Annotated in this window: 29 protein-coding genes and 1 pseudogene; 27 read left to right on the top strand and 3 right to left on the bottom strand. The window is 69.2% G+C overall.

What is annotated here, in order from left to right; translation table 11 throughout:
* The first annotated feature begins 8 nt into the window (after window positions 1–8).
* From rnc to D7I44_RS18500, 4 genes are all read left to right on the top strand, one after another.
* A complete protein-coding gene (gene rnc, locus D7I44_RS00495) occupies window positions 9–743 on the top strand; it encodes a ribonuclease III (protein ID WP_120787689.1) in 735 nt (244 codons plus the stop codon).
* Window positions 736–1,605 carry a bifunctional DNA-formamidopyrimidine glycosylase/DNA-(apurinic or apyrimidinic site) lyase gene (mutM, locus tag D7I44_RS00490; RefSeq protein ID WP_120787688.1) on the top strand — a complete coding sequence of 290 codons (870 nt, stop codon included), beginning with the start codon at window positions 736–738 and terminating at the stop codon, window positions 1,603–1,605. Before rnc ends, mutM begins: the two co-directional genes overlap by 8 nt.
* A gap of 64 nt (window positions 1,606–1,669) precedes the next feature.
* Window positions 1,670–1,960 (top strand): nucleotidyltransferase family protein, encoded by a 291-nt coding sequence (locus D7I44_RS00485; RefSeq protein WP_120787687.1) that lies wholly within the window; start codon window positions 1,670–1,672, stop codon window positions 1,958–1,960.
* Window positions 1,957–2,241, top strand: a complete 285-nt coding sequence (locus D7I44_RS18500; RefSeq protein ID WP_120787686.1) for a HepT-like ribonuclease domain-containing protein — start codon at window positions 1,957–1,959, stop codon at window positions 2,239–2,241. Before D7I44_RS00485 ends, D7I44_RS18500 begins: the two co-directional genes overlap by 4 nt.
* Here the strand turns inward: D7I44_RS18500 and D7I44_RS18495 are convergent.
* A pseudogene (locus tag D7I44_RS18495) lies at window positions 2,188–2,391 on the bottom strand (ATP-binding cassette domain-containing protein); the annotation flags it as partial. The gene D7I44_RS18500 and the pseudogene D7I44_RS18495 overlap by 54 nt on opposite strands.
* A 194-nt stretch (window positions 2,392–2,585) precedes the next feature.
* Between D7I44_RS18495 and D7I44_RS18490 the strand changes: the two are divergent.
* The 3 genes from D7I44_RS18490 to D7I44_RS00460 all read left to right on the top strand — a co-directional run bounded on the left by D7I44_RS18490 (window position 2,586) and on the right by D7I44_RS00460 (window position 3,568).
* On the top strand, window positions 2,586–2,795 hold the full coding sequence (locus D7I44_RS18490) for a hypothetical protein (RefSeq protein ID WP_120787685.1): 210 nt from the start codon (window positions 2,586–2,588) through the stop codon (window positions 2,793–2,795).
* A 98-nt stretch (window positions 2,796–2,893) separates the two neighbouring features.
* Entirely contained in the window at window positions 2,894–3,211 is a 318-nt protein-coding gene (locus D7I44_RS18485) for a hypothetical protein (RefSeq protein ID WP_120787684.1), read from the top strand.
* Between the two features lie 81 nt (window positions 3,212–3,292).
* Window positions 3,293–3,568, top strand: coding sequence for a hypothetical protein (locus tag D7I44_RS00460; RefSeq protein ID WP_120787683.1), 276 nt, complete (start codon window positions 3,293–3,295; stop codon window positions 3,566–3,568).
* A 6-nt stretch (window positions 3,569–3,574) separates the two neighbouring features.
* Here D7I44_RS00460 and D7I44_RS00455 read toward each other — a convergent pair whose 3' ends face one another.
* Window positions 3,575–4,129, bottom strand: coding sequence for a hypothetical protein (locus D7I44_RS00455; protein ID WP_120787682.1), 555 nt, complete (start codon window positions 4,127–4,129; stop codon window positions 3,575–3,577).
* A gap of 15 nt (window positions 4,130–4,144) precedes the next feature.
* The gene (locus D7I44_RS00450) at window positions 4,145–4,645 is read right to left on the bottom strand and encodes a GNAT family N-acetyltransferase (RefSeq protein ID WP_162939976.1); all 501 of its coding nucleotides are present in this window, start codon (window positions 4,643–4,645) and stop codon (window positions 4,145–4,147) included.
* A gap of 48 nt (window positions 4,646–4,693) precedes the next feature.
* Between D7I44_RS00450 and smc the strand changes: the two genes are divergently transcribed.
* The 20 genes from smc to dprA all read left to right on the top strand — a co-directional run bounded on the left by smc (window position 4,694) and on the right by dprA (window position 26,962).
* A complete protein-coding gene (gene smc, locus D7I44_RS00445) occupies window positions 4,694–8,203 on the top strand; it encodes a chromosome segregation protein SMC (RefSeq protein WP_120787680.1) in 3,510 nt (1,169 codons plus the stop codon).
* Between the two features lie 13 nt (window positions 8,204–8,216).
* Window positions 8,217–9,101: a signal recognition particle-docking protein FtsY gene (ftsY, locus tag D7I44_RS00440; protein WP_120787679.1), complete on the top strand. Its 885-nt coding sequence runs from the start codon at window positions 8,217–8,219 to the stop codon at window positions 9,099–9,101.
* An 8-nt stretch (window positions 9,102–9,109) separates the two neighbouring features.
* Window positions 9,110–9,622, top strand: a complete 513-nt coding sequence (locus D7I44_RS00435) for a DUF2004 domain-containing protein (RefSeq protein WP_120787678.1) — start codon at window positions 9,110–9,112, stop codon at window positions 9,620–9,622.
* 21 nt (window positions 9,623–9,643) lie between these two features.
* A complete protein-coding gene (ffh, locus tag D7I44_RS00430) occupies window positions 9,644–11,203 on the top strand; it encodes a signal recognition particle protein (RefSeq protein WP_120787677.1) in 1,560 nt (519 codons plus the stop codon).
* A gap of 57 nt (window positions 11,204–11,260) precedes the next feature.
* Window positions 11,261–14,338, top strand: coding sequence for a 3-phosphoshikimate 1-carboxyvinyltransferase (gene aroA / locus D7I44_RS00425; protein ID WP_120787676.1), 3,078 nt, complete (start codon window positions 11,261–11,263; stop codon window positions 14,336–14,338).
* An 11-nt stretch (window positions 14,339–14,349) separates the two neighbouring features.
* The gene (locus tag D7I44_RS00420; RefSeq protein WP_120787675.1) at window positions 14,350–15,528 is read left to right on the top strand and encodes an acyl-CoA dehydrogenase family protein; all 1,179 of its coding nucleotides are present in this window, start codon (window positions 14,350–14,352) and stop codon (window positions 15,526–15,528) included.
* The gene (locus D7I44_RS00415) at window positions 15,522–16,340 is read left to right on the top strand and encodes an SDR family oxidoreductase (protein ID WP_120787674.1); all 819 of its coding nucleotides are present in this window, start codon (window positions 15,522–15,524) and stop codon (window positions 16,338–16,340) included. Before D7I44_RS00420 ends, D7I44_RS00415 begins: the two co-directional genes overlap by 7 nt.
* 2 nt (window positions 16,341–16,342) lie before the next feature.
* Window positions 16,343–18,415, top strand: coding sequence for an oxidoreductase (locus D7I44_RS00410; protein ID WP_120787673.1), 2,073 nt, complete (start codon window positions 16,343–16,345; stop codon window positions 18,413–18,415).
* A 160-nt stretch (window positions 18,416–18,575) separates the two neighbouring features.
* Entirely contained in the window at window positions 18,576–18,989 is a 414-nt protein-coding gene (gene rpsP / locus D7I44_RS00405) for a 30S ribosomal protein S16 (protein ID WP_120787672.1), read from the top strand.
* 11 nt (window positions 18,990–19,000) lie between these two features.
* The gene (locus D7I44_RS00400) at window positions 19,001–19,237 is read left to right on the top strand and encodes an RNA-binding protein (protein ID WP_120787671.1); all 237 of its coding nucleotides are present in this window, start codon (window positions 19,001–19,003) and stop codon (window positions 19,235–19,237) included.
* Entirely contained in the window at window positions 19,237–19,812 is a 576-nt protein-coding gene (gene rimM / locus D7I44_RS00395) for a ribosome maturation factor RimM (protein ID WP_120787670.1), read from the top strand. Before D7I44_RS00400 ends, rimM begins: the two co-directional genes overlap by 1 nt.
* Before the next feature lie 70 nt (window positions 19,813–19,882).
* Window positions 19,883–20,614: a sirohydrochlorin chelatase gene (locus D7I44_RS00390; RefSeq protein ID WP_120787669.1), complete on the top strand. Its 732-nt coding sequence runs from the start codon at window positions 19,883–19,885 to the stop codon at window positions 20,612–20,614.
* 10 nt (window positions 20,615–20,624) lie between these two features.
* On the top strand, window positions 20,625–21,329 hold the full coding sequence (gene trmD / locus D7I44_RS00385) for a tRNA (guanosine(37)-N1)-methyltransferase TrmD (RefSeq protein WP_120787668.1): 705 nt from the start codon (window positions 20,625–20,627) through the stop codon (window positions 21,327–21,329).
* Window positions 21,330–21,522: 193 nt separating this feature from the next.
* Window positions 21,523–21,870 (top strand): 50S ribosomal protein L19, encoded by a 348-nt coding sequence (gene rplS / locus D7I44_RS00380; protein ID WP_120787667.1) that lies wholly within the window; start codon window positions 21,523–21,525, stop codon window positions 21,868–21,870.
* Window positions 21,871–21,957: 87 nt separating this feature from the next.
* Window positions 21,958–22,719 (top strand): signal peptidase I, encoded by a 762-nt coding sequence (gene lepB, locus D7I44_RS00375; RefSeq protein WP_120787666.1) that lies wholly within the window; start codon window positions 21,958–21,960, stop codon window positions 22,717–22,719.
* Window positions 22,716–23,360, top strand: a complete 645-nt coding sequence (locus D7I44_RS00370) for a ribonuclease HII (protein ID WP_245979840.1) — start codon at window positions 22,716–22,718, stop codon at window positions 23,358–23,360. Before lepB ends, D7I44_RS00370 begins: the two co-directional genes overlap by 4 nt.
* A 37-nt stretch (window positions 23,361–23,397) precedes the next feature.
* Window positions 23,398–23,721, top strand: coding sequence for a DUF2469 domain-containing protein (locus D7I44_RS00365; RefSeq protein ID WP_120787664.1), 324 nt, complete (start codon window positions 23,398–23,400; stop codon window positions 23,719–23,721).
* Window positions 23,722–23,820: 99 nt separating this feature from the next.
* Window positions 23,821–24,177, top strand: a complete 357-nt coding sequence (locus D7I44_RS00360; RefSeq protein WP_120787663.1) for a YraN family protein — start codon at window positions 23,821–23,823, stop codon at window positions 24,175–24,177.
* Window positions 24,177–25,712 carry a YifB family Mg chelatase-like AAA ATPase gene (locus D7I44_RS00355; protein ID WP_120787662.1) on the top strand — a complete coding sequence of 512 codons (1,536 nt, stop codon included), beginning with the start codon at window positions 24,177–24,179 and terminating at the stop codon, window positions 25,710–25,712. The genes D7I44_RS00360 and D7I44_RS00355 overlap by 1 nt, the downstream gene beginning before the upstream one ends.
* Window positions 25,709–26,962, top strand: a complete 1,254-nt coding sequence (dprA, locus tag D7I44_RS00350) for a DNA-processing protein DprA (RefSeq protein ID WP_120787661.1) — start codon at window positions 25,709–25,711, stop codon at window positions 26,960–26,962. The genes D7I44_RS00355 and dprA overlap by 4 nt, the downstream gene beginning before the upstream one ends.
* The last annotated feature ends 1 nt before the right edge of the window (window position 26,963 follow it).

Below are 26,963 nucleotides of genomic sequence, written 5' to 3'. Positions count from 1 at the left end.
GGCTGTGAATGCCACGCGGCAACACCTTTGAATCTGAAGGGCGTCCGGAACTGGACGCCCTTCAGTCACGTTTGGGGGTCGACGTCGACCCCGAGCTGCTAACGCTCGCCCTGACACACCGCTCGTTCGCGTACGAGAACGGCGGGCTGCCGCACAACGAGCGCCTCGAGTTCCTCGGCGACTCGATTCTCGGGCAGGCGGTCACGGTGCGCCTGTACCGCGACAACCCCGATCTCGACGAGGGCGCGCTGGCGAAGCGCCGTGCGTCCGTCGTCTCGGGCGTCGCCCTCGCCGAGGTGGCGCGCGCGCTCGGCCTCGGCGAGTTCCTGCGGCTCGGCCGCGGCGAAGAGCTCACGGGCGGTCGGCAGAAGGTCTCGATCCTCGCGGACACCGTCGAGGCGATCATCGGCGCGACGTATCTCTCCGCGGGCGCCGACGCGGCGACCGCACTGGTGCTGCGCCTGGTCAGCCCGCTCATGAGCGACCCGGCCCGGTTCGGCGCCGCGCTCGACCCGAAGACCGCCCTTCAGGAGCTCGCCGACGAGCGCCACATGCCTGCGCCGGTCTACGAGGTGGCGAGCACGGGCCCCGACCACGCCAAGCTCTTCAGCGCGACGGTCAAGGTCGCCGGGCTCGCGACCGGCCATGGCGAGGGCACGAGCAAGAAGCATGCGGAGATGGCCGCAGCCCTCGACGCCTGGACGCAGGCCACCGACACGGGCGGTTCGGCAGGCGGTGCCTGAGCTCCCCGAAGTCGAGGTCGTGCGCCTCGGACTCGCCCCCGCAGTGACGGGTGCCGTTGTCACGGCGGTCGACGTCTTCGACGAGCGGGCGATCACGCGGCACGACCGCGCGCGCGGCTCGTTCGCCGACCGCCTGCTCGGGCGGCGGATGTTGGCGCCGAAGCGGCGCGGGAAGTTCCTCTGGATCCCGCTCGACGACGGTGAGGCTCTGTTGGCCCACCTCGGAATGACCGGCCAGCTGCTGCTGCGCGAGTCGTGGGCGCGCCCGCAGGACGAGCCTCACGTGCGGGTGCGCGTCGAGCTCACGCATCCGTCATTGCATGAACTCGCCGTGTTCTTCAGGGACCAGCGCACCTTCGGCTCGCTCGCGCTCGACGAATTGACGGCGGCGGATGCCGGCGACCTGGTGCCCGGTCAGGTGGCCCACATCGCCCGCGACCCGCTCGACCCGCTGTGCGACGACAGCGCTTTCCTCGTCGCGCTCACCCGCAAGAGCAGCGCGATCAAGCGGGTGCTGCTCGACCAGCGGGCGATCAGCGGCATCGGCAACATCTACGCAGACGAGGCGCTGTGGGCGGCGCGCATCCACCCGGAGCAGCCGGCGAACACGCTGAGCCGCGCGAAGGCCAAGCTGCTGCTCGCCGAGATCCGGCTGGTGCTCGCCAAGGCGCTCACCGAGGGCGGTACGAGCTTCGACAGCCAGTATGTCAACGTCAACGGTCAGGCGGGCTACTTCGCGCACTCGCTCAACGCCTACGGGCGCGAGGGCGCGCCGTGCCCGCGCTGCGGCACGCCCATCGTGCGGGTCTCGTTCATGAACCGCTCTTCGCACTTCTGCCCGCGCGATCAGCGGCTCAGGTGACATCGTCGCGGTCCTGGCTCGCGAGTGATTGTGCGACGATCATTGTCGAGAGGAGGTCTGAAGCATGAGGCCGTCGATTGCACTGGCCGAGCATCGAGACGCCGTGCGTTCGGTCGTCCTCTCGCATCGCGCCTCCAATCCTCGGGTCTTCGGGTCCGCCGCCCGTGGCGAGGATTCTGCGGAGAGCGATCTCGATCTCCTGATCGACCCCGGCGATGACACGACCCTGTTCGATATTGGCGCCATCCGCCATGAGCTGCTCGGGCTGCTTGGCGTTCCCGTCGACGTTGTGACGCCCAAGGCGCTTCCGCCCGAGTTCCGCGAGCGGGTGCTCGCCGAAGCCGTGCCCGTATGAGCGCGCCGCGACTTGCGGATTATCTTCGCCACATCGGCGACGTGATTGACCGCGTTCAGGACTACACGCGCGACCTCGACAAGAGTGCCTTTTTCGTTGACGAGCGGACACAAGATGCGGTCATCCGCAACCTCGAGGTCATCGGTGAAGCCAGCCGACGCATCCAGATTCGACACCCGGATTTTGTCGCGGAGCATCCGGAACTCCCGCTGTCTTCCGCATATCAAATGCGCAACGCGGTAGCTCACGGCTACTTCGCGGTCCCCGCTGCTTGGCCGTGACAGTCCGAGGATCATGCGCATGGTGGTGGTCTTGCCTGCGCCGTTCGGCCCGAGGAATCCCGTCACTGCTCCCGGCCGCGCGGTGAAGGTGAGATCCGTCACCGCCTGCTGTGCACCGAAACGCCTGGAAACGTGCCGAACCTCGATCATCTGCACCTCCCATCGGTTCCGGTCTACGAAGATTGCGCGGCCGGCAAACCTAGACGATAGCCAAGGGTGAGTATCACTCGCGTCGCCTGAAGGTGCTGATGCAACAGGCGCCCAGTAGTACTCAGGCATGAGATCGGGTCGTGGTCCGCTGTTGCACGTGGCGCACAGTTTGCGGCAGGTATAGCGTGCGGCACATGAGGAAGCTCGAACGGGTGCTGCCCGCCATGCTGGCGGTCGTGGGCGCCATGTGGATCGCGGTCGCGGTGCTCTACAGAATCTTCGCGTCGGGATCGCCCACGCCGGTGATCGCCACTGCGATCGCCGCGGCGTTCTTCGCAGCGAGCATCTTCTATCGGCTGCGTGGTCGCGCGAACGCCGTCCAGCCGCGTCACGGTCACAGCTAGGCCTCAGCGGTGGGCCATCCCGCAGCGCCGTGCGGTGCGTACTACCCGCGCGAGTTGCTGATGCCACGAGGCGATTCCTGACAGGTAGCGTGGGCAGTATGACAAGCGGGGCGGTGTCGGGGCTGGGGTGGCTGCTGCTCGAGCACGTCGTCCACGCCGACGCGTGGGTGCACACCACGATCAGCTCGCCGGCCGATCCTGTGACAGCGCTCCTCGTCTTCGCGCTGCTCTGCGCATTCGCCGTCGCCATCGCCCGTGCGAGCCGCCGGGTCATTCGGGCCCGGATCGTCGCGTGCGCTCAAGCTGCGCACCGGCCCGCGATGCGCGCTCGTGCTCGGCGGCGTGCAGCGATCTCGGTGCGTGTGCCATCGGGCGCACGGGGGCCGCGCGCCCCGGCGGTCGTGCTCGTCGGCTGACGAGCACGGATCCGCATCGTTCCTGCCTCGACAGCCGGCGAGAGAAGACCCTTCTCCCACCTGCCACAAAGGAACTCCGCCATGCCCATCTCTGCACTCGTCCACCGCGCGTTGCGACGCGTCCATGAGCGCCTCACGCTGTTCGGGGGATGGACCTGGATCGCCGCCGGCTCCCTCGTCGGCTTCGAGATGCTCGATCTCGTCTTCGGCACCTTTGTCCTGGCACCCGAGCTCATCCCGCTCGTCATCCTCTGCCTGGCGCTCGCGTGGTACTTCCGCCGCCGTCTACGCTGGGCATGGAACCGGACACGCGCGGCGGCCCGGCTTCTACGACTGCGTCGGCGAGGCTCCCGCTGATGTTGTTCAGAGCACCTTCTGCCAGACCCCGCTGAACACGAAGGTCTCGAAGCCGAGGGCGTCGTTGATCGACAGCATGTAGGAGTTGCTCGTCGAGTTCCCTGTCATGACCCCGGTGAGCTCGGGGTGCGCGCGCTGCGCCGCTCGGAGGTTCGCGACCTTGAGCAGCATCCCCAGGCGGTGGCCGCGGTGCTCGGCGAGCACCAGCGTGTCGCCCTGCTGCGCGGTCATGCTCCACGGGTGCACCGCGATCTCGGTGTACCCGGCGAGGCGACCGCTCGGCACGTGCTCGGCCACCGCGAAGAAGACGGCTGAGCCGGCGCTCAGGTAGCGCTCGTCGTAGACGCGCACACGCGCGGCATCCCAGATCTCCTCGGGCCAGTCGATGTCGTCGGCGGGTGCGTCGACGCTCATCCGCGCCCGCAGGGCCGCGACGGCGTCGAGGCGGTCGTCCGGTGTCGCCCCGACCCAGGACACGACCCGGTAGTCGCCGCCCGCGGCGCGTGCCGCAGCGGCCTCGAGCCCGGCGAGCCGCTCATCGGCGATCGGCAGTGGGGCCACGCTGAGGCGCTCGACCTAGCCGAGCGCGTAGCCGCGGGCGAGCGCAAAGCGCGCGCCGGGGTCGTCGGCGGGCACGCCGCCTGCGCCGTTCGATGCGGCGACGACCGGGCCCTCGCGGGGCGGGCTCGAGAAGTCGGCGATGAGCGTCGTGCGGCCGTCATCGGCCGCGAGCCGCTCGATCTCGTCGTACAGGCGGGCGCCGATGCCGCGCCGTCGATGCTCGGGCAGGACGAACAGCTCGAACCAGCCGACGGGCGCGACCTCCGGCTCTTCGCGGTGGTACTCGGCGAAGCTGACGACGGTGCCGTCGCGCCGCGCGACGACCGTCTCCGGCTCGGTCTGCCCGGCCTCGTGCCAGCCGCCGAGCAGGAACTCGGGCGACGTGTCGCGCTGGTGCCCGCCGTCGACGCGGCGACAGGCGTTGCGCACCTCGGTGAGCTGCACGAAGTCGTCCCAGCCTTCGCCGCCGGGCGATTCCGGCACGACGAGGCGTTCGATCCCGGCATCCGTCGCCACACCCGGTACCGTAATCCCAGGCGAACTCCGAGCGAAAGGTTGCCGTCGTTGCACTTGAAGAGCCTGACCCTCAAGGGGTTCAAGTCCTTCGCGCAGCCGACCACTTTCGCCTTCGAGCCCGGCGTGACCTGCGTGGTCGGCCCGAACGGCTCCGGCAAGTCCAACGTCGTCGACGCGCTCGCGTGGGTGATGGGGGAGCAGGGCGCCAAGACCCTGCGCGGCGGGAAGATGGAGGACGTCATCTTCGCCGGGACGGCGACGCGCGGGCCGCTCGGCCGTGCGGAGGTTCTGCTCACCATCGACAACAGCGACGGCGCGCTGCCGATCGAGTACACCGAGGTCACCATCTCGCGCACCCTGTTCCGCAACGGCGGCAGCGAGTACGCGATCAACGGCGAGTCGTGCCGCCTGCTCGACGTGCAGGAGCTGCTGTCGGACTCAGGCCTCGGCCGCGAGATGCACGTCATCGTGGGCCAGGGCCAGCTCGACCAGGTGCTGCACGCGACCGCCGACGAGCGCCGCGGCTTCATCGAAGAGGCCGCGGGCATCTTGAAGCACCGGCGCCGCAAAGAGAAGACGCTGCGCAAGCTCGAGGCGATGCAGACGAACCTCACGCGCCTGTCCGACCTCGCCGGCGAGATCAGGCGGCAGCTCAAGCCGCTCGGCAAGCAGGCGGAGGTCGCGCGTCAGGCGCAGACGGTCGCCGCCGTCGTGCGGGATGCCCGGGCGCGGCTGCTCGCCGACGAGGTCGTGACGCTGCGGTCGCAGCTCGAGAACTACGGCCGTGACGAGCAGGCACGGCACTCCGAGCGCATCGTGCTGCAGGAGCAGCTCGAGCAGAAGCGGCTGCGCATCGGCCGCATCGAGGCGGCCATGATCGGCGATGCGGTCGACCGGGCGCGCTCGGTCGCACACGGGCTCGAGTCCGTGCAGCAGCGGCTGCGCGGCCTCGACACGCTCGCGACGCAGAAGATCGCACTGCTGTCGGCGGAGGTGCAGGCGCCCGAGGCGGTTCCGGGCGTCACGCAGGCGGCGGTCGACGAGGCGCGCGCAGAGGCGGAGACGTTGCGCGGCGCTGTGACGGATGCCGAGGTGGCCCTCGTCTCTTCCCAGGACGCGACGCGTCGCACCCGCGCGCGGCTCGACGCCATCGATGAAGAGGTCGCGGCGCAGGCTGAGCTGATCTCGAAGCACGATCTCGAATTGACCAAATTGGCGGGCCAGGCGGATGCGGCAGCCCAGCGTCTCGCCGCGCTGCGCGGCGAGGTCCTGCGGCAGCAGAACCAGTTCGATGCCGCCGCGCAGCGGCGCACGGCCGCGGAGGAGGCACTCGCGGACAGCGAGGGCGACTCGCCGCTCGGGCCGGACGCGCAGGGAGAGCTCGCTGAGGCGTACGAGCTTGCCCAGGCATCCGTCTTCGAGGCGGAGGCGGAGATCGAGCGTCTGCGCGATGAACTGCGCACCCTCGAGAGCGAGCGCGACGCGCTGTCGGGGCAGGCGAAGGCGCTGAGCCGGGCGCTCGAGGCGCGCGACGGCTCGGCGGCGCTGATCGCCGCCGGCCTGCCCGGCGTCAAGGCGCGTGTGGCCGACACGATCAAAGTCGAGCCCGGGTTCGAGACGGCGATCGCCGCCGCGCTGGGCTCTCTGGCGGATGCGGTGGTCGTCACGGGCCGCGACGAGGCCATCGCAGCGGCCCAGCATGCGGAGGCCGAAGACCTGGGCGCCGTCGAGCTTGTGCTCGAGGGCAAAGCCAAGGGCGTGGTGGTGAGTGCGGTCGCCAACTTGCCGAAGGGCGCGCGCGTCGCTGCGGACCTGCTGCGCGAGGCTACCGTGAGCCTGCGCGAGCTGCTGCAGCAGACGATCGTCGTCGACGACTTCGAGGCTGCGCGCTCGCTGTGGCCCTCCTTCGCTGGGACCGACACTGTCATCGTGGCCCGCACCGGTGAGGTGCTCTCGCGCTACACGCTTCGCGGCGGCTCCGGCGAGGGCGCGGGGCGCATCGAGCTGCTCGCGGAACGCGACGCGGCACGGGCGCGGCTCGAGGAGCTCGAGTCGGCGATCGCCCGGGCTCAGACCGGGCACGACGAGCAGCGCGAGACGCTGCAGGCGGCCAAGCAGTCGTCGGCTGCGGCGCTCACGCAGCTGCGCGCCTATGACGCGCAGCTCGCCGAGTACGCAGAGAAGTCCAGCCGCCTGGGCGCCCAGCTCGAGGCCGCGAGTGCCGAGTCGGAGCGCATCGCCCGCAGCATCACCGAGTCGCAGGCGAAGGCGGCCGAGGCCGAGCAGGCCTCCGCCGCTGCGAAGCGCGCCCACGAGACGCACGCGTCGAAGCCGCGCCCGATCCTCGACGTGAGCGAGCGCGACACGGTCTATGCCGAGGTCGAGAGGGCACGCGAGGCCGAGGTGCAGGCGCGGCTCACGGTCGAGACCGCGCGCGAGCGCGTCCGCGCGCAGCTGCAGCGGGCCGAGCAGCTCGCGCAGCGGCAGCGCGCTGAACGCGCCGCCGCGGAGGAGGCGGCGCGGCGCGCCGTCATCCGTCGCCATCAACTGGATGCCGCGCAAGCCGTCGCCGCCGACCTGCCCGCCGTCCTCGAGTCGATCGACCGCTCACTCGCGCAGGCGCGCGTCGAGCTCGCCAATGCCGAGCGCGAGCGCGCGAGCCAGAACGAGGAGCTGGCGGGGCTGCGCCGTGAGGAATCCGCGCTGCGCGAGCGGCTGCAGTCGGTGAGCGAGAACGTGCACGGGCTCGAGCTGCAGATCTACGAGAAGAAGCTGCACCTCTCAAGCCTGCTCGAGCGTGCGGGCAGCGAGCTGGGCCTCGTCGAAGACGTGCTGATCGCCGAGTACGGCCCAGAAGTCGAGATTCCGGCCGAGGAAGAGGGCGGGGAGCCGCGAGCTTTCGACCGCGCCGAGCAGCAGCGGCGCCTCGACAAGGCGCAGCGCTCGCTCGACCAGCTCGGCCGCGTGAATCCGCTCGCCCTCGAGGAGTTCGCGGCGCTCGAGCAGCGCCATCAGTTCCTCACCGAGCAGCTCACCGATCTGCAGAACACCCGCCGCGACCTGATGACGATCATCGAAGAGCTCGACGGAACGATGCAGACGGTGTTCCAGGCTGCGTTCGACGACACGAAGAACGCGTTCGCCGAGGTGTTCCCGATCCTGTTCCCAGGCGGCGCCGGCAGCATCCAGCTCACCGACCCCGAGAACCTGCTCGCGACCGGCATCGAGGTCGCGGTGCGGCCGGCGGGCAAGAAGATCGAGCGGCTCTCGCTGCTCTCCGGCGGCGAGCGGTCACTCGCGGCTGTCGCGTTCCTCGTCGCGATCTTCAAGGCCCGACCCAGCCCGTTCTACATCATGGACGAGGTCGAGGCGGCCCTCGACGACGCGAACCTCGGCCGCCTGCTCACGGTGTTCGAAGAGCTGCGTGCAGAGAGCCAGCTCATCGTCATCACGCACCAGAAGCGCACGATGGAGATCGCGGATGCCCTGTACGGCGTCTCGATGCGCCAGGACGGCGTGAGCGCCGTCGTCGGCCAGCGGGTCGGCACCGCCGCGTAACTAGACTTCTCGCATGGCAGAAGCTCGCTCGTGGTCGTTCGGCGGCGCACTCCGCAACCTGTTCACCGGGCAGCAGAAGCGTGTCATCGACGAGGACACGTGGGACGAGCTCGAGGTGGCGCTCATCGGCGCCGACTTCGGCCCCGACATCACCGAGAGCGTGATCGACGAGCTCAAAGAGAAGGTCGCCAGATATCGCACCGAGGACTATGCCGATCTGCAGCGGATGCTGCGGGAGGGCCTCGAAGAGCGGCTGTCGAAGTTCGACACGACCCTCAAGCTCACCGAGCGGCCCGCAGTGGTCCTCGTCGTCGGCGTCAACGGCGTCGGCAAGACCACCACGATCGGCAAGTTCGCGAAGTTCCTCACCAACTACGGGCGGACGGTCGTCGTCGGAGCAGCCGACACCTTCCGCGCCGCAGCCGTCGAGCAGCTCGGCACCTGGGCCGAGCGGGCAGGCGTGCAGATCGTCAAACCGCAGCAGCAGGGTCAGGACCCGGCATCCGTCGCCTACCAGACGATCGACTTCGCCAAGCAGAACGGAGTCGAGATCGTGATCATCGACACGGCCGGCCGCCTGCACACCAAGGGCGGCCTCATGGACGAGCTGGGCAAGATCAAGCGCGTCGTCGAGAAGCAGGCGCCGATAGCCGAGGTGCTGCTCGTGCTCGACGCGACCACGGGGCAGAACGGCCTGATGCAGGCGCAGGCGTTCCTCGAGAGCGCGGGCGTCACGGGTCTCGTCCTGACGAAGCTCGACGGCTCGGCGAAGGGCGGTTTCGTCCTCGCCGTGCAGGAGAAGACGGGCTTGCCGATCAAGCTCGTCGGCCAGGGCGAGGGCATCGGCGATCTGACCGGCTTCACCCCTCACGTGTTCGCGCAGCAGTTGGTGGGGTGAGGCGGCGGATGTCTGTCGAGCACGACTACTTCGGCATCGTGGACTCCACGAGCTCCGGCGGCCTCTACTGGGACGACACCCTCGAGGTCGGCGACCAGTTCGTCGAGCTGGTCCTCTCCGCTGAAGACGAGGACCTGGTGAGCCAGAACTCGCTCGACCTCGCGGCCGCGATGGCGCAGGGGCTGGAGGCCTTCGACGGCCTCGCCCGCGAGGCGCTCGTCGCGCAGCTGTCCGAGCGGCAGTCGGCGACCACGACGTTCATCGACCGGCAGGTCGACAGCAAGGGCGAGGACCTGCAGACCCTGCTCGACCTCATGGTCGACAACTCGGGCGACATCGCGATCGACGTGCTGAAGTCGCTGCAGCTGCTGCGGGTCGTGATCCATCCCGAGCACACAGAGGGCGACGACCCGTTCGCGACCTTCGACTACGCGATCGACCCCGACGAGTCCGACGAGCTGCTCGTCGTCTCGTTCGGCGCCGACGGCGACGTGATCGATGTCGAGGATGTGACGGAGTAGCCCCGGTAGAATCGTCTGACCATGGCGATCTTCGGCTCACTCTCCGACCGGCTCACTGAGAGCCTCAAGAACCTCCGCACCAAGGGCAAGCTCTCGGCGAGCGATGTCGACGGGACGGTTCGCGAGATCCGCCGCGCACTGCTCGAGGCCGACGTCTCGCTCGACGTCGTCAAGAAGTTCACGGCCGCGGTGCGTGAGCGGGCGCTGTCAGACGACGTCAACCGCGCGCTGAACCCCGCGCAGCAGGTCGTGCAGATCGTCAACGAGGAGCTCATCGAGATCCTCGGCGGCCAGCAGCGCCGGCTCGAGTTCGCGAAGAACCCGCCGACGGTCATCATGCTCGCGGGCCTCCAGGGTGCAGGCAAGACCACGCTCGCGGGCAAGCTCGCGAAGTGGCTCAAGAAGGACGGCCACACGCCGATGCTGGTCGCAGCCGACCTGCAGCGGCCGAACGCCGTCACCCAGCTCCAGGTCGTGGGCGAGCAGGCGGGCGTCACCACCTACGCGCCCGAGCCGGGCAACGGCGTCGGCGACCCGGTGAAGGTCGCGAAGAACGCGATCGACGAGGCGCGTCGCCGCCAGTTCGACACCGTCATCATCGACACGGCCGGCCGCCTCGGTGTCGACGCCGAGTTGATGAAGCAGGCCGCTGACATCCGCAAGGCGACGAACCCCGACGAGGTGCTGTTCGTCATCGACGCGATGATCGGCCAGGACGCGGTCGCGACGGCGAAGGCCTTCCAAGACGGCGTCGACTTCACCGGCGTCGTGCTCTCGAAGCTCGACGGCGACGCCCGCGGCGGTGCGGCGCTGTCCGTGGCATCCGTCACCGGCCGTCCCATCATGTTCGCCTCCACGGGTGAGGGTCTCGACGACTTCGAGCCGTTCTACCCCGACCGCATGGCGAGCCGCATCCTCGACCTGGGCGACATCCTCACCCTCATCGAGCAGGCGCAGGAGGCCTTCGACGAGGAAGAGGCCCGCCAGGTCGCCGAGAAGTTCGCGACCGACAGCTTCACGCTCGACGACTTCCTGAAGCAGATGCAGCAGCTGCGCAACATGGGCTCGATCAAGAAGATGATCGGGATGCTTCCGGGCGCCGGCGCCATGCGGCAGCAGCTCGACGACTTCGACGAGCGCGAGATCGTTCGCACCGAGGCGATCATCCAGTCGATGACGCCCGCCGAGCGCCGCACGCCGAAGCTGCTGAACGGCTCGCGCCGCCTGCGCATCGCCAAGGGCTCCGGCATGACCGTCACCGACGTGAACCAGCTCGTCACCCGCTTCGAGCAGGCGGCCAAGATGATGAAGACCGTCGCCAAGGGCGGCGTGCCGCAGGTTCCCGGCATGGGCCCGATCCCGGGCGCGGGCTACGCCGGCAAAAAGAAGCAGCAGCAGGGGAAGAAGGGCTCGCGGTCGGGCAACCCTGCGAAGCGCGCGGCCGAGAACGCGGCCATCGCGTCGGGCGTGAAGCCGGGTGCCCCGGCTGAGAAGACCGGTGCAAGCTTCGGTCGCCCGGGGGCCACTCCCGAGCAGCAGATCCCCGATTTGAACCAGATCCAGAAGCTCTTCGGGCGCTAGACGACAGGACCGGAACGCATGCCGACGCAGGCATCCAATCGCCGGTAGCGTGAAACCGTGCAGTTGATCTCTAGAGGAACCACACACAAACTCGAAGGCACCCTGGAGATCCCGGTCTCCAAATACCATGCGCACCGCGCGCTGGTGCTGGCCTCTCTGGCCGAAGGCACCAGCGTGATCACGGGGGTCTCGACGACCAGGCAGGTCGAGTGGACCGTCAGCGTGCTGCGTGCCCTCGGCACGAAGATCGAGATCACGGATGCCGGCTACACCGTCACGGGCACGGGCGGCCGTTTCCACGGCGCCCCTGTCATCGAGCGCGGTTCCCGTGGCGAAGACGGGCTCTTGAACGTCGGCTCCTCCGGCACGACCCTCTACTTCATCACCGGCCTCATGTCGCTCTCCGACCGCCCCACGACGGTCACCGGCATGAAGTACTTCCGCCGCCGCCCCATCAAGGCGCTGCTCTCGGCGCTCATCGAGATGGGCCTCGAGCTCGAGTCGACCAACGACTGCCCGCCCATCACCGTGCAGCCGAAGCGGCCGAAGGGCGGCGACGTGCACATCGCGGGCACGCTCTCGCAGTGGGTTTCCGGCCTGCTGCTCACGGCGATCTTCGCCGAGAGCGACACCACCATCCACATCACGGGCGGCCAGCTCAACGAGCAGCCGTATGTCGACCTGACGATCCGCATGATGAAGCACTGGGGCTTCGAGGTCGAGGTCAGCGAGGACTGGCTGACCTACGTCGTGCGCGCCGGCCAGACCGGCACCGCGGCCGACTACACGATCCCGGCCGACATCGGCTCTGCGGCCTTTGGCATCGCCGCCGCCGCGCTGCACCCCTCCGACGTGCTGTTCCGAGGCCTGCCCGCCGCGACCACCGCCGAGGTCGACCATCCCGAGGCCGAGTTCCTCGACATCGCCGCCTCGATGGGCGTGCCGATGGTCATCGACGAGGCGACCGGCTGGGTGCGCATCACGCACGACGGCCTCGCGCTCAAGCCTTTCGACATCGACGCGACGCCGATCCCCGACCTGCTGCCGATCCTGTCGGTGATGGCGAACTTCGCCGAGGGCACGAGTCACCTGCGCAATGTGGGCCACGTGCGCCTCAAAGAGTCCGACCGCGTCGCGGCGATGCTGCAGCTCAACAAGATGGGCGGCGACGCCACGCAGGAGCCGACCGAGCTGCACATCAACGGCGTCGGCGGCGTGCGCGGCACCGGGGCGAAGCTCTCGAGCTTCAATGATCACCGCGTGTTGATGTCGCTCGCGATCGCGGGCACCCGCTCCGACGGCGAGACGAGCCTCACCTACCCGCGCGCCTACCGCATCTCCTACCCGACGTTCCTCGAGGCGATGACCTCCATCGGCCTCGACATCGACGTGGACGCGCCGAGCAAGGGCGATGAGGACGACGAGACGCAGGTGCAGGCATCCGCCCCCGTCTCCGCTGAGCCGCTCGTGCTGCCGATCGCCGTGCGCGAATACGCGCGGACGAAGGCAGATGAAGCCGCCGTCATCGAGGTCGGCGGCGGCGCCCCGATCACAACGACCTGGGGCCAGCTGCAGACCGAGGCCGACAAGGTCTCGCAGCTGCTGCTCGAGCTCGGCGTCGAGAAGGGCGAGTCGGTCGGCGTGCAGCTGCCGAACTGGAGCGAGTTCGTCGCGATCGCGCTCGGCGCGATGCAGATCGGCGCCGTCGTGACCCCGATCATGCCGGTGTTCGGCCCGCGCGAGGTCGCGATGACGCTGTCGCGCTCGCGCGCCCGCGTGCTGTTCCTGCCGAACCTGTTCCGCAAGCGCCATGCGGCCATCGAGCTCGTCTCGGTCGCCGACGAGGCCCGCTCGCAGGGCCGCAAGCTGCACCTCGAGCACGTCATCGTGCTGCAGGCCGAGAACCGCGACGGCGGCGAGGCCGTGAGCGTGCCCCCGATCCCGGAAGAGGCGATCGCGCGCGCGGAGGCCTCCTCGTGGACGTGGCGCTACTACGAGAACGCCCTCGGTTCCGTCGAGCCCGATCTCGCCCAGATCGCCAATCGGATGCCTGCCGCAGACGACGTCTGCCAGCTGCTGTTCACCTCGGGCACGACCGGCGAGCCGAAGGGTGTGCAGCACCCGTATCGCACGCTCGGCCTCGCGACCGCGCTGCACGTGCAGCGCTCGGGGCTCACCGGCGACGACCGCGTGTTCATCCCGAGCCCGCTCGCGCACCAGACCGGCTTCCTCTACGGGATGCTGCTCGCGTGGCGCCTCGGCGTCGCCTCGGTGATCCAGCCCGTGTGGGACGGCCAGGTCGCGCTCGACCAGGCGTTCGGCGAGGCGAAGGCCAGCTTCGTGCAAGCGGCCACCCCGTTCCTCACCGACCTCGTCGCGCTCGTCGAGGGCGGGGCCGCCAAGCCTGAGGCCCTGCGCATCTTCGTCGCGACCGGCGCCGCCGTGCCGCGCGAGCTTGCGGGCCGCGCGACGACCGTGCTCGACACGGCCGTGCTCGGCGCGTTCGGCACGACCGAGACCTGCCTTGCCACGCTTTCGGGTCCTGGCGACCAGCCGGAGAGCATGTGGGGCACCGATGGCCGTGTGCTCGACGGCATCACCCTGCGCATCACGGATGACGAGGGTGTCGAGGTGCCGACCGGCACCGAGGGCAACTTCGAGTTCGCGTCGCCGACGCTGTTCGGCGGCTACCTCGAGCGCCCCGACCTCACCGCTGACGTGTTCACCGACGACGGCTGGTACAAGACGGGCGACCTCGCCTACGTCGACGAGGCCGGCTACCTGCACATCACCGGCCGCGTGAAGGACGTCATCAACCGCGGCGGCGAGAAGATCCCCGTGGTCGAGATCGAGAACCTGCTGTACCAGCATCCGCTCGTCGCCGACGTCGCGATCGTCGCGATGCCCGACCCCCGTCTCGGTGAGCGCGCGTGCGCCTTCGTCGTGAACGCCAAGGCAGGTGCCAAGCTCGAGTTCGCCGCCATGCAGGAGTACCTCAACACCCATGGCGTGTCGAAGTACTACTGGCCCGAGCGCCTCGAGTATGTCGACGAGCTGCCGCGCAACGCGGTCGGCAAGATCCAGAAGAACGTGCTGCGCGACACGGCTGCCGCCCTCGTCGCCGTCGGAAAGTAAAGGGAATCACAGTGGCTGTCGCTGAATTCGACGAGGCGGAGTTCGCCGCCCTCAAGGCCGAGATCACGGCGTGGGTGAAGGGGCGGGGCGAGGCCTGGGCTGACCGGATCGAGGAGACCGGGGACGTCCCGGCCGAGCTGTTCGCCGAGCTGAAGGACCGCGGCTGGCTGAGCCTCGCCGCCCCCGTCGAGCTGGGCGGCCGGGGTGTGCCGTTCAGCCGGTACCTCGAGCTGCTCGAGCAGATCTCGAAGTCGCACGGTTCGATCCGCATGCTCGTGCACGTCATCAACGGCACGTGGCGCGCGATGGCGCCGTACGCCTCGCCCGAGCTGCTCGACGAGGTCGTGAAGCCGTCGATCGCCGGCGACAAGCTCGTGGCGTTCACGCTCACCGAGCCCGACAACGGCACCGGTGCAGACATCACGACGACGGTGCGCCGCGAGGGCGACGAGTACGTCATGAACGGCGTGAAGCACCTCATCACCTTCGGCGTGAAGGCCGACTACCTGCTGATCGCCGCGCGCCTCGAGGGCTCGACGGGCAACGACGGCACCGTCGCCTTCGCGATGCCGAACCGCCTGCCGGGCGCCGAGGTCATCGACGACTCCGAGACGATGGGCGTGCGCGGCACCGACCATGCGATCCTCAAGTTCTCCGAGGTGCGGATTCCGGCCAAGTACCGCCTCGGCGAGGAGGGCCAGGGGCTCGAGGTCGCCCTCGGCGGGTTCCTGCTGCCGAGCCGTGTCTCGGTCGCGATGAGCGCCGTCGGCCTCGCCGAGCGCGCCCAGGAGCTTGCGATCGAGTTCTCGAAGGAGCGCGTCACCTTCGGCAAGCCGCTCGCCCAGCGCCAGGTCATCCAGTTCTACATCGCCGAGAACTTCGGGCGCATCGCCGCCGCGAAGTCGCTCATCATCCAGGCCGCCCGCGCGTACGAGCAGGGTGCGCCCGAGGCATCCGCCCTCTCCAGCGCCGCGAAGATGATCGCGGTCGAGATGCTCGCGACGGTCACCGACAACGCCCTGCAGGTGTTCGGCGGCCGCGGCTACTGGAAGAAGAACGCCATTGAGCGCGTCTACCGCGACGCGCGCGCCCAGCGCTTCGAAGAGGGCACGAACGAGATCCAGAAGCTCGTCGTCGCCCGCGCCGCCATCACCGGCGAGGCGAACACGGAAGGAATCCTGAATTGGTAGAGGCCACCACCCCGCGCGTCGTCGTCATCACGGGCGCGAGCCGCGGCATCGGCCGCCTGCTCGCCGAGAAGCTCGGCGCTGAGGGCGCGCACGTCGTCATCAACTACAAGAAGAACGCCGACCTCGCCGAGGAGTCGCTCGCCGCGGTCCGCGCCGCCGGCGGCGACGGCATCACGGTGCAAGCCGACATCGAGGTGCAGGAGGGCATCGAGGCCCTGTTCGCCGGCATCGACGAGCACTACGACCACATTGACGCCTTCGTCGCGAACGCCGCCGCCGCAGCGTTCAAACCGATCAGCGAGATGAAGATCCACCACCTCGACCGCAGCTACGCGATGAACGCGCGCAGCTTCGTGCTCGGGGCGCAGCAGGCCGTCAAGCGGATGCCGCACGGTGGACGCATCCTCTACATCTCGAGCTACGGCAGCTTGCGCGCCTTCCCGACTTACGCGGCGCTCGGCGCCTCGAAGGCGATGGCCGAGCAGTACATGCGCTACATGGCGGCCGAGTTCGGCCCGAAGAACATCACCGTCAACGCGGTCAACGGCGGCCTCATCGACACCGATTCGCTCGACTACTTCTACAACAAGGTCCCGGGCATGGCGCCGATGGACTCGGTCATCTCGAAGCTGCCGCTCGGCCGCCCGGCCGTGGCCGATGACATGGCGGATGCCGCGCAGTTCCTGCTGTCGGACAAGGCCGGCTACATCACCGGCCAGGTGCTGACGGTCGACGGCGGCCTCACGATCATCGCGCCGCCGTTCTGGTCGGACACGACGGGCGAGCTGCACGCCGCCGTCTTCGGCGACTGACGATGGCTGAGGAGCGCGCAGCGCGTCTCGAAGCCTCGACCGTGCTGCCGCTCCTCAGCACCCCCTGGCGCCTCGGCACCCTTGAGCTCCCGCACCGCGTGGTGATGGGCAGCATGCACACCGGCCTCGAGCCACGCGGCGACGGGGGAGCGGCTCTGGCCGCGTTCTACCGCGAGCGCATCGAGGGTGGCGCCGCGCTTGCGATCACGGGCGGCATCTCGGTGAACGAGGAGGCGCGCGGCGGCCCCGACTACGTCGTGATGACGGATGACTCGACCATCACCGCCTACCGAACCGCGACGACCGCCGTGCACGACGCCGGCGGATTCCTCTCCGCACAGCTGTTCCACGCCGGGCGCTACGCGGTGGGGGAGTGGGCCGTCGCGCCGAGTCCCGTGCCGTGGCGCGCGGCCCGTGGCCTCGTGCCTCGGGAGCTCACCGCCACAGACATCGACCGCACCATCGCCGACTTCGCGGCTTCGGCCGCGGCGGCCCGTGACGCTGGCTTCGACGCCGTCGAGCTGATGGCGAGCGAGGGCTACCTGCTCAACCAGTTCCTGTCGCCGCTCACGAATCAACGAGCGGATGACTGGGGCGGCGACCACGCCGCCCGCATGCGCTTCCCCCTCGCCGTCTTCCAAGCGGTGCGCTCCGCCGTCGGCGCCGACTTCCCGGTCTCGGTGCGTATCTCGGCGGCCGACCTCATGCCCGGATCGACGACGGAAGCAGAGGTCGATGCGTTCGCGCTGGCGCTCGCCGACGTCGGCGTCGATGCCCTGAGCATGGGCGTCGGATGGCATGAGTCCACGGTGCCGACCGTTCAGGCATCCGTGCCGCATGGCGCCTGGATCGCCTACGGCGAGCGGCTCGCCGACACGGTTCACGCCGCGCATCCGCATCTGCCGATCATCGGCAGCAACCGGGTCGTCGATCTGCGGGACGCCGAAGGGGTGCTCGCCAGGGGCCATGTCGACGCGGTCGCGCTCGCTCGGCCGTTCCTCGCCGACCCGGAGCTCGTCGTCCGCTCGTTCGCGGGCGACTTCCCGATCATCAACTCGTGCATCGGCTGCGATCAGGCCTGCATCGACCGCTCGCTGGTCTTTCAGGAGATCGGATGCCTGGTCAACCCGCGCGCCGGCCGCGAAACCGAGTTCCCCCTCGGAATCACGAACCACCGCAAGCACGTCGCCGTCGTCGGCGGCGGCCCCGCGGGTCTCGCCGCGGCCGACGACCTCGCCCGCCGCGGCCATGCGGTCACCGTCTTCGAGGCCCGCACGGAGCTCGGCGGCCAGTTCGGCCTCGCCGCGCGCATCCCCGGCAAGGAGGACTACCAGCTCACCGTGCGCTCGGCGGCCAAGCGGCTCGCCGCAGCCGGTGCCGACGTGCGTCTCGATGCGCGGGCGGATGCCGCGGCCCTCGCCTCCTTCGACGGTGTCGTCGTCGCCTCCGGCGTCACCCCGCGCGTCGTCGACATCGAGGGCGCCGACCTGCCGAACGTGCTGAGCTACGAGCAGGCGATCCGCACAGGCGTCCCTGCAGGCACCGTCGCGATCATCGGCGGCGGCGGCATCGGGGTGGACCTCGCCGCGTTCCTCGTCGAGTCGCACGACGAGAAGACCCGCGCCCTCGCCTTCGAGCAGCGCTTCGGCCTCGATGGATCGGCAGAGTTCGCGCGATCCCGCCCGACGCGCGCGCTGCAGCAGCCCCGCCCGGGCAGCCAGGTCACGGTCCTCCGCAGAGCCGGCAAGTTCGGCCAGGGCGTCGGCATCACGAGCCGCTGGGTGAACGTCGGGGCGCTGCAGCATGCGGGCGTGCGGATGCTTGCGGGCATCGACTACCGCCGCATCACGCCGGAGGGTGTCGAGGTCGCGCACGAGGACGGGTCGGTCGAGCTGATCCCCGGCGAGACGGTCGTCATCTGCGCCGGACAGGAGCCGAACGAGACCCTCTCCGCGGAACTCGCGGCCACAGGCATCCGCCATGAGATCGTGGGCGGCGCGCGTGATGCACGCTCCGTCGACGCGGTGCGCGCGACCCGAGAGGGACTCGAAGCGGCACGGCGCCTCGCCGATTAGTCCACCCGCCTCATCGTCTGGCAGAATGGAATGTCGGTTTCGTGCGTTCCGACCCTCTATCCGAACGCGTGAGACCTCCATCAGACCTCCTGCGCGGGTGTGCACCCCACAGCCTGCGCAGTCAGTTCGCTTTCAACATCTGAATTCCAACAGGAGAACTGTGGCCGTCAAGATCCGCCTCAAGCGACTCGGCAAGATCCGTGCACCGTACTACCGCGTCGTCGTGGCCGACTCGCGCACCAAGCGCGATGGTCGTGTCATCGAAGAGATCGGCAAGTACAACCCCACCGAGAACCCCTCGATCATCGAGATCGACTCCGAGCGTGCGCAGTACTGGCTCGGCGTCGGCGCTCAGCCGTCCGAGCAGGTCGCCGCGCTGCTGAAGCTCACCGGTGACTGGGCGAAGTTCAAGGGCGAGAAGGACACCGCGTCCAAGGTCCAGGTGGCCGAGGCCAAGTCCGTTTTCGTCGCCGACGAGAAGAAGAAGCCGGTCCTCAAGCCGAAGACCGAGACCCCGGCCAAGGCCGAGGCGCCCGCAGCCGAGGCTCCGGCCGCCGACGAGGCTGCTGAGTAGGTTCCAACACGATGCTCGCTTCCGCAGTCACCCACCTCGTCAAGGGGATCGTCGAACACCCCGATGACGTTGAGGTCGCGCAGAAGAGCTCACCACGCGGCGAGGTCCTCGAGGTTCGTGTGAACCCCGAGGACCTCGGCCGTGTGATCGGCCGCGGCGGTCACACCGTCAGCAGCCTGCGCACCGTCGTGAACGCCCTGGCCAGGGGCGAGCGGGTCCGCGTCGACGTCGTCGACACCGACCGCTGATGGCGCAGCAGGCAGGGCCCCCTGAACGACACACAACGGGAACGCAGCTGCGCGTCGGGCGTCTGACGAAGGCCCACGGCCTCAAGGGCGCCATCAAGCTCGAGCTGTACACCGATGACCCCGAACGCCGCTTCGTGCCGGGCGCCGTGTTCTCGCTCCAGGTCCCGTCCACGTCGAAGTGGCACGGCAAGAGTCTCGAACTGCGCGAGCTGCGCTGGTACAACGGCCACCCCGTCGGCTTCTTCGTCGGCGTCGACGATCGCGACGAGGCGGAGACGCTCATCAAGGCGATCCTCTGGGTCGATGCGGCCTCCGACGAGGCGCCGGAGGAGAACGCCTGGTACGACCACCAGCTCGTCGGGCTCACCGCCGTGCGCGATGGTGCGCCGGTCGGCACGGTCGCACGCGTCGACCATCTGCCCGCACAGGATCTGCTCGCAATCGAGACGGAAGCGGGGGAGGTCCTTGTGCCCTTCGTGGCCGCCATCGTGCCGACCGTCGACATCGAGGCGGGCACGGTCACGGTCACACCGCCGGCAGGGCTCTTCGAAGAGCTGCCGGACGACGAGGGCTGAAAGCCGCCTTTCACCGCCCGGAAACATCTGGGTGCACTCGCCGGAAACACGGCTCTCATACGTTCGAGCCATGACGGTGCCGGCCCTGCTCGCGGTCGTCGAGGGCGCGAGTGAAGTGACCGATGACGGCACCGTCGACCTTCTCCTCACCGCCGTCCGGCGTGCGGCTCCCGAACTGCGTGTCGTTCCCGCCGTCATCGATGTGCACCAGCCGGAGCTCAGGAATGTGCTCGAGTCGGAGTTCGACGACGACGAGCCCGTCGTCGCCGTCCCGCTGATGCTGGCGCCCGGTGTGCATCTGCACGGCGATCTCGAGCGCGCCCTCTCCGCAGATCCCGGCCGCCCGGCGACCCTCGCCCCCTCCCTCGGCGCCGACGAGGCGATCGTCGAACTGCTCGCGTACCGGCTGCTGCACAGCGGCCTCGGCCCCGACGACGTCATCGTGATGGCCGCGGCCGGCTCGAGCGACCACCACGTGGTGCGCGAGAGCGTCGACGTCGGGCGCCGTCTCGCGCACCTCCTCGAGCGCTACGTCACCGTCGGGTTCCTCTCGGCGGCCGTGCCCCGGCTGACCGGCGCCGTCGACACGATGCGGCGGCTGCACCCCGGCAGTCGGGTCGCGATCTCGAGCTATCTGCTGTCCCCAGGCCGATTCGCGGATGCCGTCGCCGAGGTCGAGGGCGACGTGATCGCCGGCCCGCTGCTGATGCCGGGCCGCAGGCCGCCGCAGGCGCTCGTCGACCTGGTGCTCGCCCGGTACCGGGACGGCGCCGCGCAGCTCGCTCTGCTCAGGCATCCGTAATATTTGCTCCATGCGCATCGACATCGTCACGATCTTCCCGACGTTCTTCGACGCGCTCGACATCTCGCTTCTCGGCAAGGCGAAGTCGGCCGGGCTCCTCGAGCTCGGGGTGCACGACCTGCGCGACTTCGCCCATGATCGGCATCGCTCTGTCGACGACACCCCCTATGGCGGAGGGGCGGGCATGGTCATGAAGCCCGAACCGTGGGGCGAAGCCCTCGACGCGCTGATTCCCGAGCGCTCTGCCGATCGGGCTGACGGCTCCGGCCCGCTCGTGATCTTCCCCTCTCCGGCAGGCGAGGTGTTCACGCAGGCCAGCGCGCGGGCGTTCGCCGCCGAGTCGCATCTCGTCTTCGGCTGCGGCCGCTACGAGGGCATCGACCAGCGCGTGTTCGACGATGCCGCCGAGCGGTCGCGCGTGAAGCTCGTGAGCATGGGCGACTATGTGCTGAACGGCGGCGAGGTCGCCGTCCTGGCCATGATCGAGGCGATCGGGCGGCTGATCCCCGGTGTCGTCGGCAACCCGGAGTCGCTGGTGGAAGAGAGCCACGAGGACGGACTGCTCGAGTACCCGAGCTACACGAAGCCCGCCGAGTGGCGCGGCCGGCCCGTCCCGCCGGTGCTTCTGTCGGGCAATCATGGTGCGATCGCCGCATGGCGGCGCGAGCAGCAGCTCGAGCGCACGCGGCGCGTGCGGCCCGATCTGCTCGGCTGACGAACGGCGGGGGATTTTGCCGCACCGCGCGGCTCTGGCAGAATGGATGTTTGTGCCGCACGCCGCCCTGCCACAGGGGAGCGAGCCCCATCATCGGGGAACGACGCGCGCGGCGAATCCCATTCTTCATCATGCTGTTCACTCAGCACAGACACGCGGTCGACCTGTGGCGGCCGCAGAGAGCGAAAGTCTCATGAACATCCTCGACCAGGTGGATGCCGCAAGCCTCAAGTCCGACCTCCCCGACTTCCGCCCCGGCGACACCGTCAAGGTGCACGTGAACATCGTCGAAGGCAACCGCTCGCGTGTCCAGGTCTTCCAGGGCGTCGTCATCGGCCGTTCGGGCCACGGCGTTCGCGAGACCTTCACCGTTCGCAAGGTGAGCTTCCAGGTCGGCGTCGAGCGCACCTTCCCGGTGCACTCGCCGATCATCGACAAGATCGAGATCGTCACCCGCGGTGACGTCCGTCGCGCGAAGCTCTACTACCTGCGCGAGCTGCGCGGAAAGAAGGCCAAGATCAAGGAGAAGCGCGACGCGTAAGCGCTGCCTCTCTCGGCCTGAGCAGAGCCCCCGAGCCCCTAAACTGGGCCGGGGGCTCTGCTCGTTGAAGCCTCGGACAAGGGCGAGATGACAGACAGCACGACCGACCAGCCGACGACCCGGGGGCGACAAGGCTCCGGGAATCGGAGCAGGGGACGCGCCGTGTGGCTGTTCGTGCGCGACATCATCGTCATCTTCATCGTCGCGCTGCTGGTCTCGTTCCTCATCAAGACCTTCCTGATCCGTTCGTTCTACATCCCCTCGGCATCGATGGAAGACACGTTGATGATCAACGATCGGATCATCGTCAACGAGCTCGAGCCGAAGCTGATGCCTGTGCATCGCGGCGACATCGTCGTCTTCACGGACCCGGGCGGTTGGCTGACCGGCGGCGAGAACATCCAGGCGCCGGAGCCGAGCAACCCGGTCGCTCGCGGTCTCAGCAACTTCTTCACCTTCATCGGGCTCGGCACGGCCGACAGCGACAACCATCTCGTCAAGCGCGTCATCGGCGTGCCGGGCGACCACGTGGTGTGCTGCAACACCTTGAACCAGATCACGGTCAACGGCACCCCCATCAAGGAGCCGTACACGACCGTGCAGCCCGGCGATCAGGCTGCGGGGTCGCCGTTCGACGTCACCGTTCCCCCCGGCGACCTCTGGGTGCTCGGTGACAACCGGCATGACTCAGCCGACTCGAGTGCGCATCAGAGCCTGCCGAGCAAAGGCTTCGTCCCCGAGAAGGATGTCGTCGGGCGTGCCTTCGTGATCAGCTGGCCGATCTCGCGCTGGTCGTGGCTCTCCAACTATCCCGACGTCTTCCGCGGCATCGGCCAGAGCGGCAAGTGACCCCGGCAGCCGCGACCGCGCCCACGCTCGAGTTCGAGCGCGAACTGCTCGCATCGGGTTCGCGGTATGTGATCGGGGTCGATGAGGTCGGGCGTGGGGCGCTCGCGGGTCCGGTCGCCGTCGGCATGGTCGTGATCGACGCCGCGATGCCTTCCCACCCCGAGAGGCTGCGCGACTCCAAGCTGCTGGCAGAGCCCGTCCGTGAGCAGCTCGCTCCGCTCTGTGCGGCGTGGGGCCTGTACACGGCGGTCGGCGAGGCGACGCCGGCCGAGATCGACGAGCACGGCATCATCGTCGCGCTCGGCCTCGCGGGCTGGCGCGCGCTCGGGGCGCTTCGTGAGGCCGGGGCGGCCGTCGATGAGGCGTCTGTCCTGCTCGATGGCAATCATGATTACCTGAACCCCGTGCTCGAGAGCCGCATGTCAGTGACCACCCGCGTCAAGGGCGACATGAGTTGCGCGTCGGTCGCGGCCGCCTCTGTCATCGCGAAAGTGCACAGGGACCGCCTGATGATCGGGCTGCACGACGCGTTCCCCGCCTACGGCTGGGCGTCGAACAAGGGTTATGCCGCGCCTGCGCATCTGGCGGCGATCGCCGAGATCGGGCCGTGCGACCACCACCGCCGCACCTGGATCCACTGAGGGCGGCCGGTCATCGCGGCCATAGACTGAGTCCACGATGGACGAGGAAGAATTCGACGACTACGACCGCGAGGTCGAACTGGCTCTGTACCGCGAGTATCGCGACATCGTCAGCCAGTTCAAGTACGTGATCGAGACCGAACGCCGGTTCTACCTGGCGAACGAAGTCGAGTTCGTGCGCCGCGACACCGAGCACGACTTCTACTTCGAGCTGACCATGCACGACGTGTGGGTCTGGGACGTCTATCGCGCCGACCGCTTCGTGAAGTCCGTGCGGGTGCTGACCTTCAAGGACGTCAACATCGAAGAGCTGTCGTCCAAGGAATTCGAGCTCCCCAAGGAGCTCGCGCTCGACGAATAGCGCACATCTCGGCGTCCACAACCCCGCGGCCGCGGCCGTTGTGCCACTTTTGCCACCGCAGTTGCATAGGGCAACTGTATTCTCGGCCACGCTCTTCGCATGGCAGAGAAAGATGTGCTGGGGCGCAGCGGCGAGCAGCTCGCCGCGCGCTTCCTGGAGGCGGGCGGCTACCGCATCGTCGAACGGAACTGGCGCGGCACGCGCGGTGAGCTCGACATCGTCGCCGAGCATGACGGCACGACCGTGTTCGTCGAGGTCAAGACGCGATCGGGTCTGCGCTTCGGCCACCCGTTCGAGGCGATCACGCCGCGCAAGCTGCGCGCGCTGAGGCGACTCGCGGCGGAATGGTGCTCCGCGTCTGAGCGCCCGAGGGCACACATCCGTCTCGATGTGATCGGCGTCATCGGCGGCCTCGACGGCCCGACGCGCATCGAGCACCTGCGCGGAGTCGGATGATGGGCGTCGCACGAACCCAGTCGGTGGCGCTGCAGGGGCTGAGCGGTGCGATGGTCGACGTTGAAGCGTCGATCACCGCCGGCCTGCCGATGTTCAAACTCATCGGGCTTCCTGACACCTCGCTCGCGGAGGCGACGCATCGCGTCCTCGCGGCGGCATCGAACTCTGGGTGCTCGCTCGCGCAGAGCCGCGTCACCGCGAACCTGTCGCCTGCGACCCTTCCGAAGTACGGCTCGGTCTTCGATCTCGGCATCGCTCTCGCCACAATGGCGGCCGCGGGCAGTGTTTCGCCGCGGTCGATCGCGACGACGGTGCATCTCGGCGAGCTCGGCCTCGATGGGCGCGTTCGGCCGGTTCTCGGGATTCTTCCTGCGGTGCACGCGGCGGCGGCCGCCGGCGCCCGCCGAGTCATGGTGCCCGTCGGCAACCTCGCAGAGGCGCGGCTCGTCCCGGGCGTCGACGTGATCCCGGTCTCGTCGCTGCGCGAGGCCGCGATCCGACATGGCGGCGACTTCACGCCGGTCGAGGTCGATCCGATCTTGGCGGCGCCGGTCGCTCCTCGAGCCATCGACGAGCTGGATCTGGCCGACGTGATCGGCAACCACGACGCGGTCCGGGCGCTGATCATCGCGGCGGCGGGCGGCCATCACGTCTATTTCCTCGGACCGCCGGGGGCCGGCAAGACCATGCTGGCCGAGCGGCTTCCGAGCCTGCTTCCCGATCTCGACGAAGAGGCGGCGCTCGAGGCGACTTCGATCCGATCCCTGACCGAGCTCGGCTCGGTGAGTGAGCTCGTGAGGCGTCCGCCGTACGAGTCTCCTCATCACACCGCGTCCGCGGCGGCGCTCGTCGGCGGCGGCAGCAGCCGGATCAGGCCGGGCGCCGCGGTTCGAGCCACCCACGGTGTGCTGTTCCTCGATGAGGCGCCCGAGTTCCAGCCGAAGGCCCTCGACGCTCTGCGCCAGCCCCTGGAATCGGGAGTCATCACGATCAGTCGCGCGAGTCAGCAGTCGCGGTTCCCTGCGGAGTTCCAACTCGTCCTCGCAGCCAACCCGTGCCCGTGCGGGCTGTTCGGGGTGGCCTCGAGCGAGTGCACCTGCAACCCGGGCAGGCGACGGGCCTATCTGAACCGGCTGTCGGGTCCTTTGATGGACCGCATCGATCTGCAGCTCGCGGTCGACAGACTCGCGCCAGCGCAACTGCTCGCGGCGGGCGAGGCGCCTCGACTCACGAGCGCTCAGGGACGGCAGCAGGTCGAGACGGCGCGGGCGGTTGCACGCGAACGCTTCGCGGGCACCGGTTGGCGACTCAACGGGCGCACGCCGAGCAACTGGTTCACGGAGGGCCCAGGGCGCCTGCCGAAACGTGTGACCGCAGCGCTCGAGCGGCACTACCAGACCCACGCGATGACGATGCGCGGGTACGTGCGCGTTCTTCGGGTCGCGTGGACGCTGGCCGACCTCGACGGGGCGACCTCGCCAGGTGCGGAGCACGTGGGCGGCGCGATCGCGCTGAGGGAGGGCAGGCCGGCATGACCATCTCCGTCGGAATGAGCGAGCGCGAGCGAGCCGCCCTCTGGGACCGCCTGCGGCCAGGGCGGCTGATCGACGATCGGGAACTGACCGCGCGGGTCGTCTGGAGCGTGCTCGCAGAGCCTGGCGACGGCACCGCCGGGCGGCTCGTGGAAGACCTCGGTGCGGCCGCATCGCTCGAGCTCGTCTACCGCGCAGTTCCGTTCCCGTCGCCGGCCGAGCTGCGGCGCGGCGCGGCCGCCGTGCGCGACACCGTCACTTCGGCCTATCGCGCACGAGGGGTCGAGCCGCTCGCCGGCGTACATGCGGGCTTCCTGCGGTGGCAGCCTCGCATGGATCCGACGCTCATCGCGTCGGTGTTCTCGATGGCAGCCGCCTCGGCTGCCGAGTTGCTCACACCCGACGACCCGCAATGGTCCCGGGGCCTGCGTGACCTCGGCCCACACGCCCCCCTCGTGCTCTGGGCGCTCGGCAATGTGGAGCTGCTGCGCGACTTCGAGACCTCCGTGGCGATGGTCGGGACGCGCGCGGCGACCGGCTACGGCAACCATGTGGCCGCCGAATTCGCCGCGGGGCTCGCCGAGCGCGGGTGGACGGTGGTGTCCGGCGGGGCGTACGGCATCGATGCGGCCTCACACCGCGCAGCGCTCGCGGCAAAGGGGCTCACCGTCGCGGTGATGGCCGGCGGCCTGCACAGCTTCTACCCCGTAGGCAACAGCGAGCTGATCGCCCGCATCGCCCGCGAGGGCCTGGTGCTGGCGGAGGTGCCGTTCGGCACCCCTCCGACGCCCTTCCGGTTCCTGGCGCGCAACCGCATGATCGCGGCGATGACGAGCGCCGTCGTCGTGATCGAGGCCGGCTCCCGTTCAGGGTCGATCAACACAGCGAATCACGCCTTCGAGCTCGAGCGGCCCATCGGCGTCGTCCCGGGGGCCATCACGAGCCCGTCCTCTGCCGGGTGCCACGAGATCCTGAAGACCAGGCCGTCCGAGCTGGTCACGAGCGTCGATGACATCGTCCGGCTCGCGAAAGGGTCGATCATGGCGCCCGAACCGCTGGCCGACCCTGAAGATCCGCGCTACACGCGGGTGCTCGCGGCGCTGCACGCACGGAGCGCGCGCTCCGTGGCGACCATCGCCCAGAAGTGCGGAATCGGCGAAGGCGAGACCGCCGGGCTGCTCGGTGTGCTCCTGCTCGACGGCGTCGTCCGCAAGACGGAGGCGGGGTGGGTGTCGGTGCCGCCGAAGCGCTGAG

Origin of the sequence: Gryllotalpicola protaetiae, from assembly GCF_003627055.1 — a bacterium.
In the GTDB taxonomy this organism is placed as follows: Bacteria; Actinomycetota; Actinomycetes; order Actinomycetales; family Microbacteriaceae; genus Gryllotalpicola; species Gryllotalpicola protaetiae.
This window is presented reverse-complemented; position numbering and strand designations above follow the sequence as displayed.

Excerpts from the sequence above, each read along its gene's own strand:
- rnc (WP_120787689.1), top strand. The coding sequence starts at position 9 with ATGCCACGCGGCAACACCTTTGAATCTGAAGGGCGTCCGGAACTGGAC.
- D7I44_RS00485 (WP_120787687.1), top strand. The coding sequence starts at position 1,670 with ATGAGGCCGTCGATTGCACTGGCCGAGCATCGAGACGCCGTGCGTTCG.
- D7I44_RS18500 (WP_120787686.1), top strand. The coding sequence starts at position 1,957 with ATGAGCGCGCCGCGACTTGCGGATTATCTTCGCCACATCGGCGACGTG.
- D7I44_RS18490 (WP_120787685.1), top strand. The coding sequence starts at position 2,586 with ATGAGGAAGCTCGAACGGGTGCTGCCCGCCATGCTGGCGGTCGTGGGC.
- D7I44_RS18485 (WP_120787684.1), top strand. The coding sequence starts at position 2,894 with ATGACAAGCGGGGCGGTGTCGGGGCTGGGGTGGCTGCTGCTCGAGCAC.
- D7I44_RS00460 (WP_120787683.1), top strand. The coding sequence starts at position 3,293 with ATGCCCATCTCTGCACTCGTCCACCGCGCGTTGCGACGCGTCCATGAG.
- ftsY (WP_120787679.1), top strand. The coding sequence starts at position 8,217 with ATGGCAGAAGCTCGCTCGTGGTCGTTCGGCGGCGCACTCCGCAACCTG.
- D7I44_RS00435 (WP_120787678.1), top strand. The coding sequence starts at position 9,110 with ATGTCTGTCGAGCACGACTACTTCGGCATCGTGGACTCCACGAGCTCC.
- ffh (WP_120787677.1), top strand. The coding sequence starts at position 9,644 with ATGGCGATCTTCGGCTCACTCTCCGACCGGCTCACTGAGAGCCTCAAG.
- D7I44_RS00410 (WP_120787673.1), top strand. The coding sequence starts at position 16,343 with ATGGCTGAGGAGCGCGCAGCGCGTCTCGAAGCCTCGACCGTGCTGCCG.
- D7I44_RS00400 (WP_120787671.1), top strand. The coding sequence starts at position 19,001 with ATGCTCGCTTCCGCAGTCACCCACCTCGTCAAGGGGATCGTCGAACAC.
- rimM (WP_120787670.1), top strand. The coding sequence starts at position 19,237 with ATGGCGCAGCAGGCAGGGCCCCCTGAACGACACACAACGGGAACGCAG.
- D7I44_RS00390 (WP_120787669.1), top strand. The coding sequence starts at position 19,883 with ATGACGGTGCCGGCCCTGCTCGCGGTCGTCGAGGGCGCGAGTGAAGTG.
- trmD (WP_120787668.1), top strand. The coding sequence starts at position 20,625 with ATGCGCATCGACATCGTCACGATCTTCCCGACGTTCTTCGACGCGCTC.
- rplS (WP_120787667.1), top strand. The coding sequence starts at position 21,523 with ATGAACATCCTCGACCAGGTGGATGCCGCAAGCCTCAAGTCCGACCTC.
- lepB (WP_120787666.1), top strand. The coding sequence starts at position 21,958 with ATGACAGACAGCACGACCGACCAGCCGACGACCCGGGGGCGACAAGGC.
- D7I44_RS00365 (WP_120787664.1), top strand. The coding sequence starts at position 23,398 with ATGGACGAGGAAGAATTCGACGACTACGACCGCGAGGTCGAACTGGCT.
- D7I44_RS00360 (WP_120787663.1), top strand. The coding sequence starts at position 23,821 with ATGGCAGAGAAAGATGTGCTGGGGCGCAGCGGCGAGCAGCTCGCCGCG.
- D7I44_RS00355 (WP_120787662.1), top strand. The coding sequence starts at position 24,177 with ATGGGCGTCGCACGAACCCAGTCGGTGGCGCTGCAGGGGCTGAGCGGT.
- dprA (WP_120787661.1), top strand. The coding sequence starts at position 25,709 with ATGACCATCTCCGTCGGAATGAGCGAGCGCGAGCGAGCCGCCCTCTGG.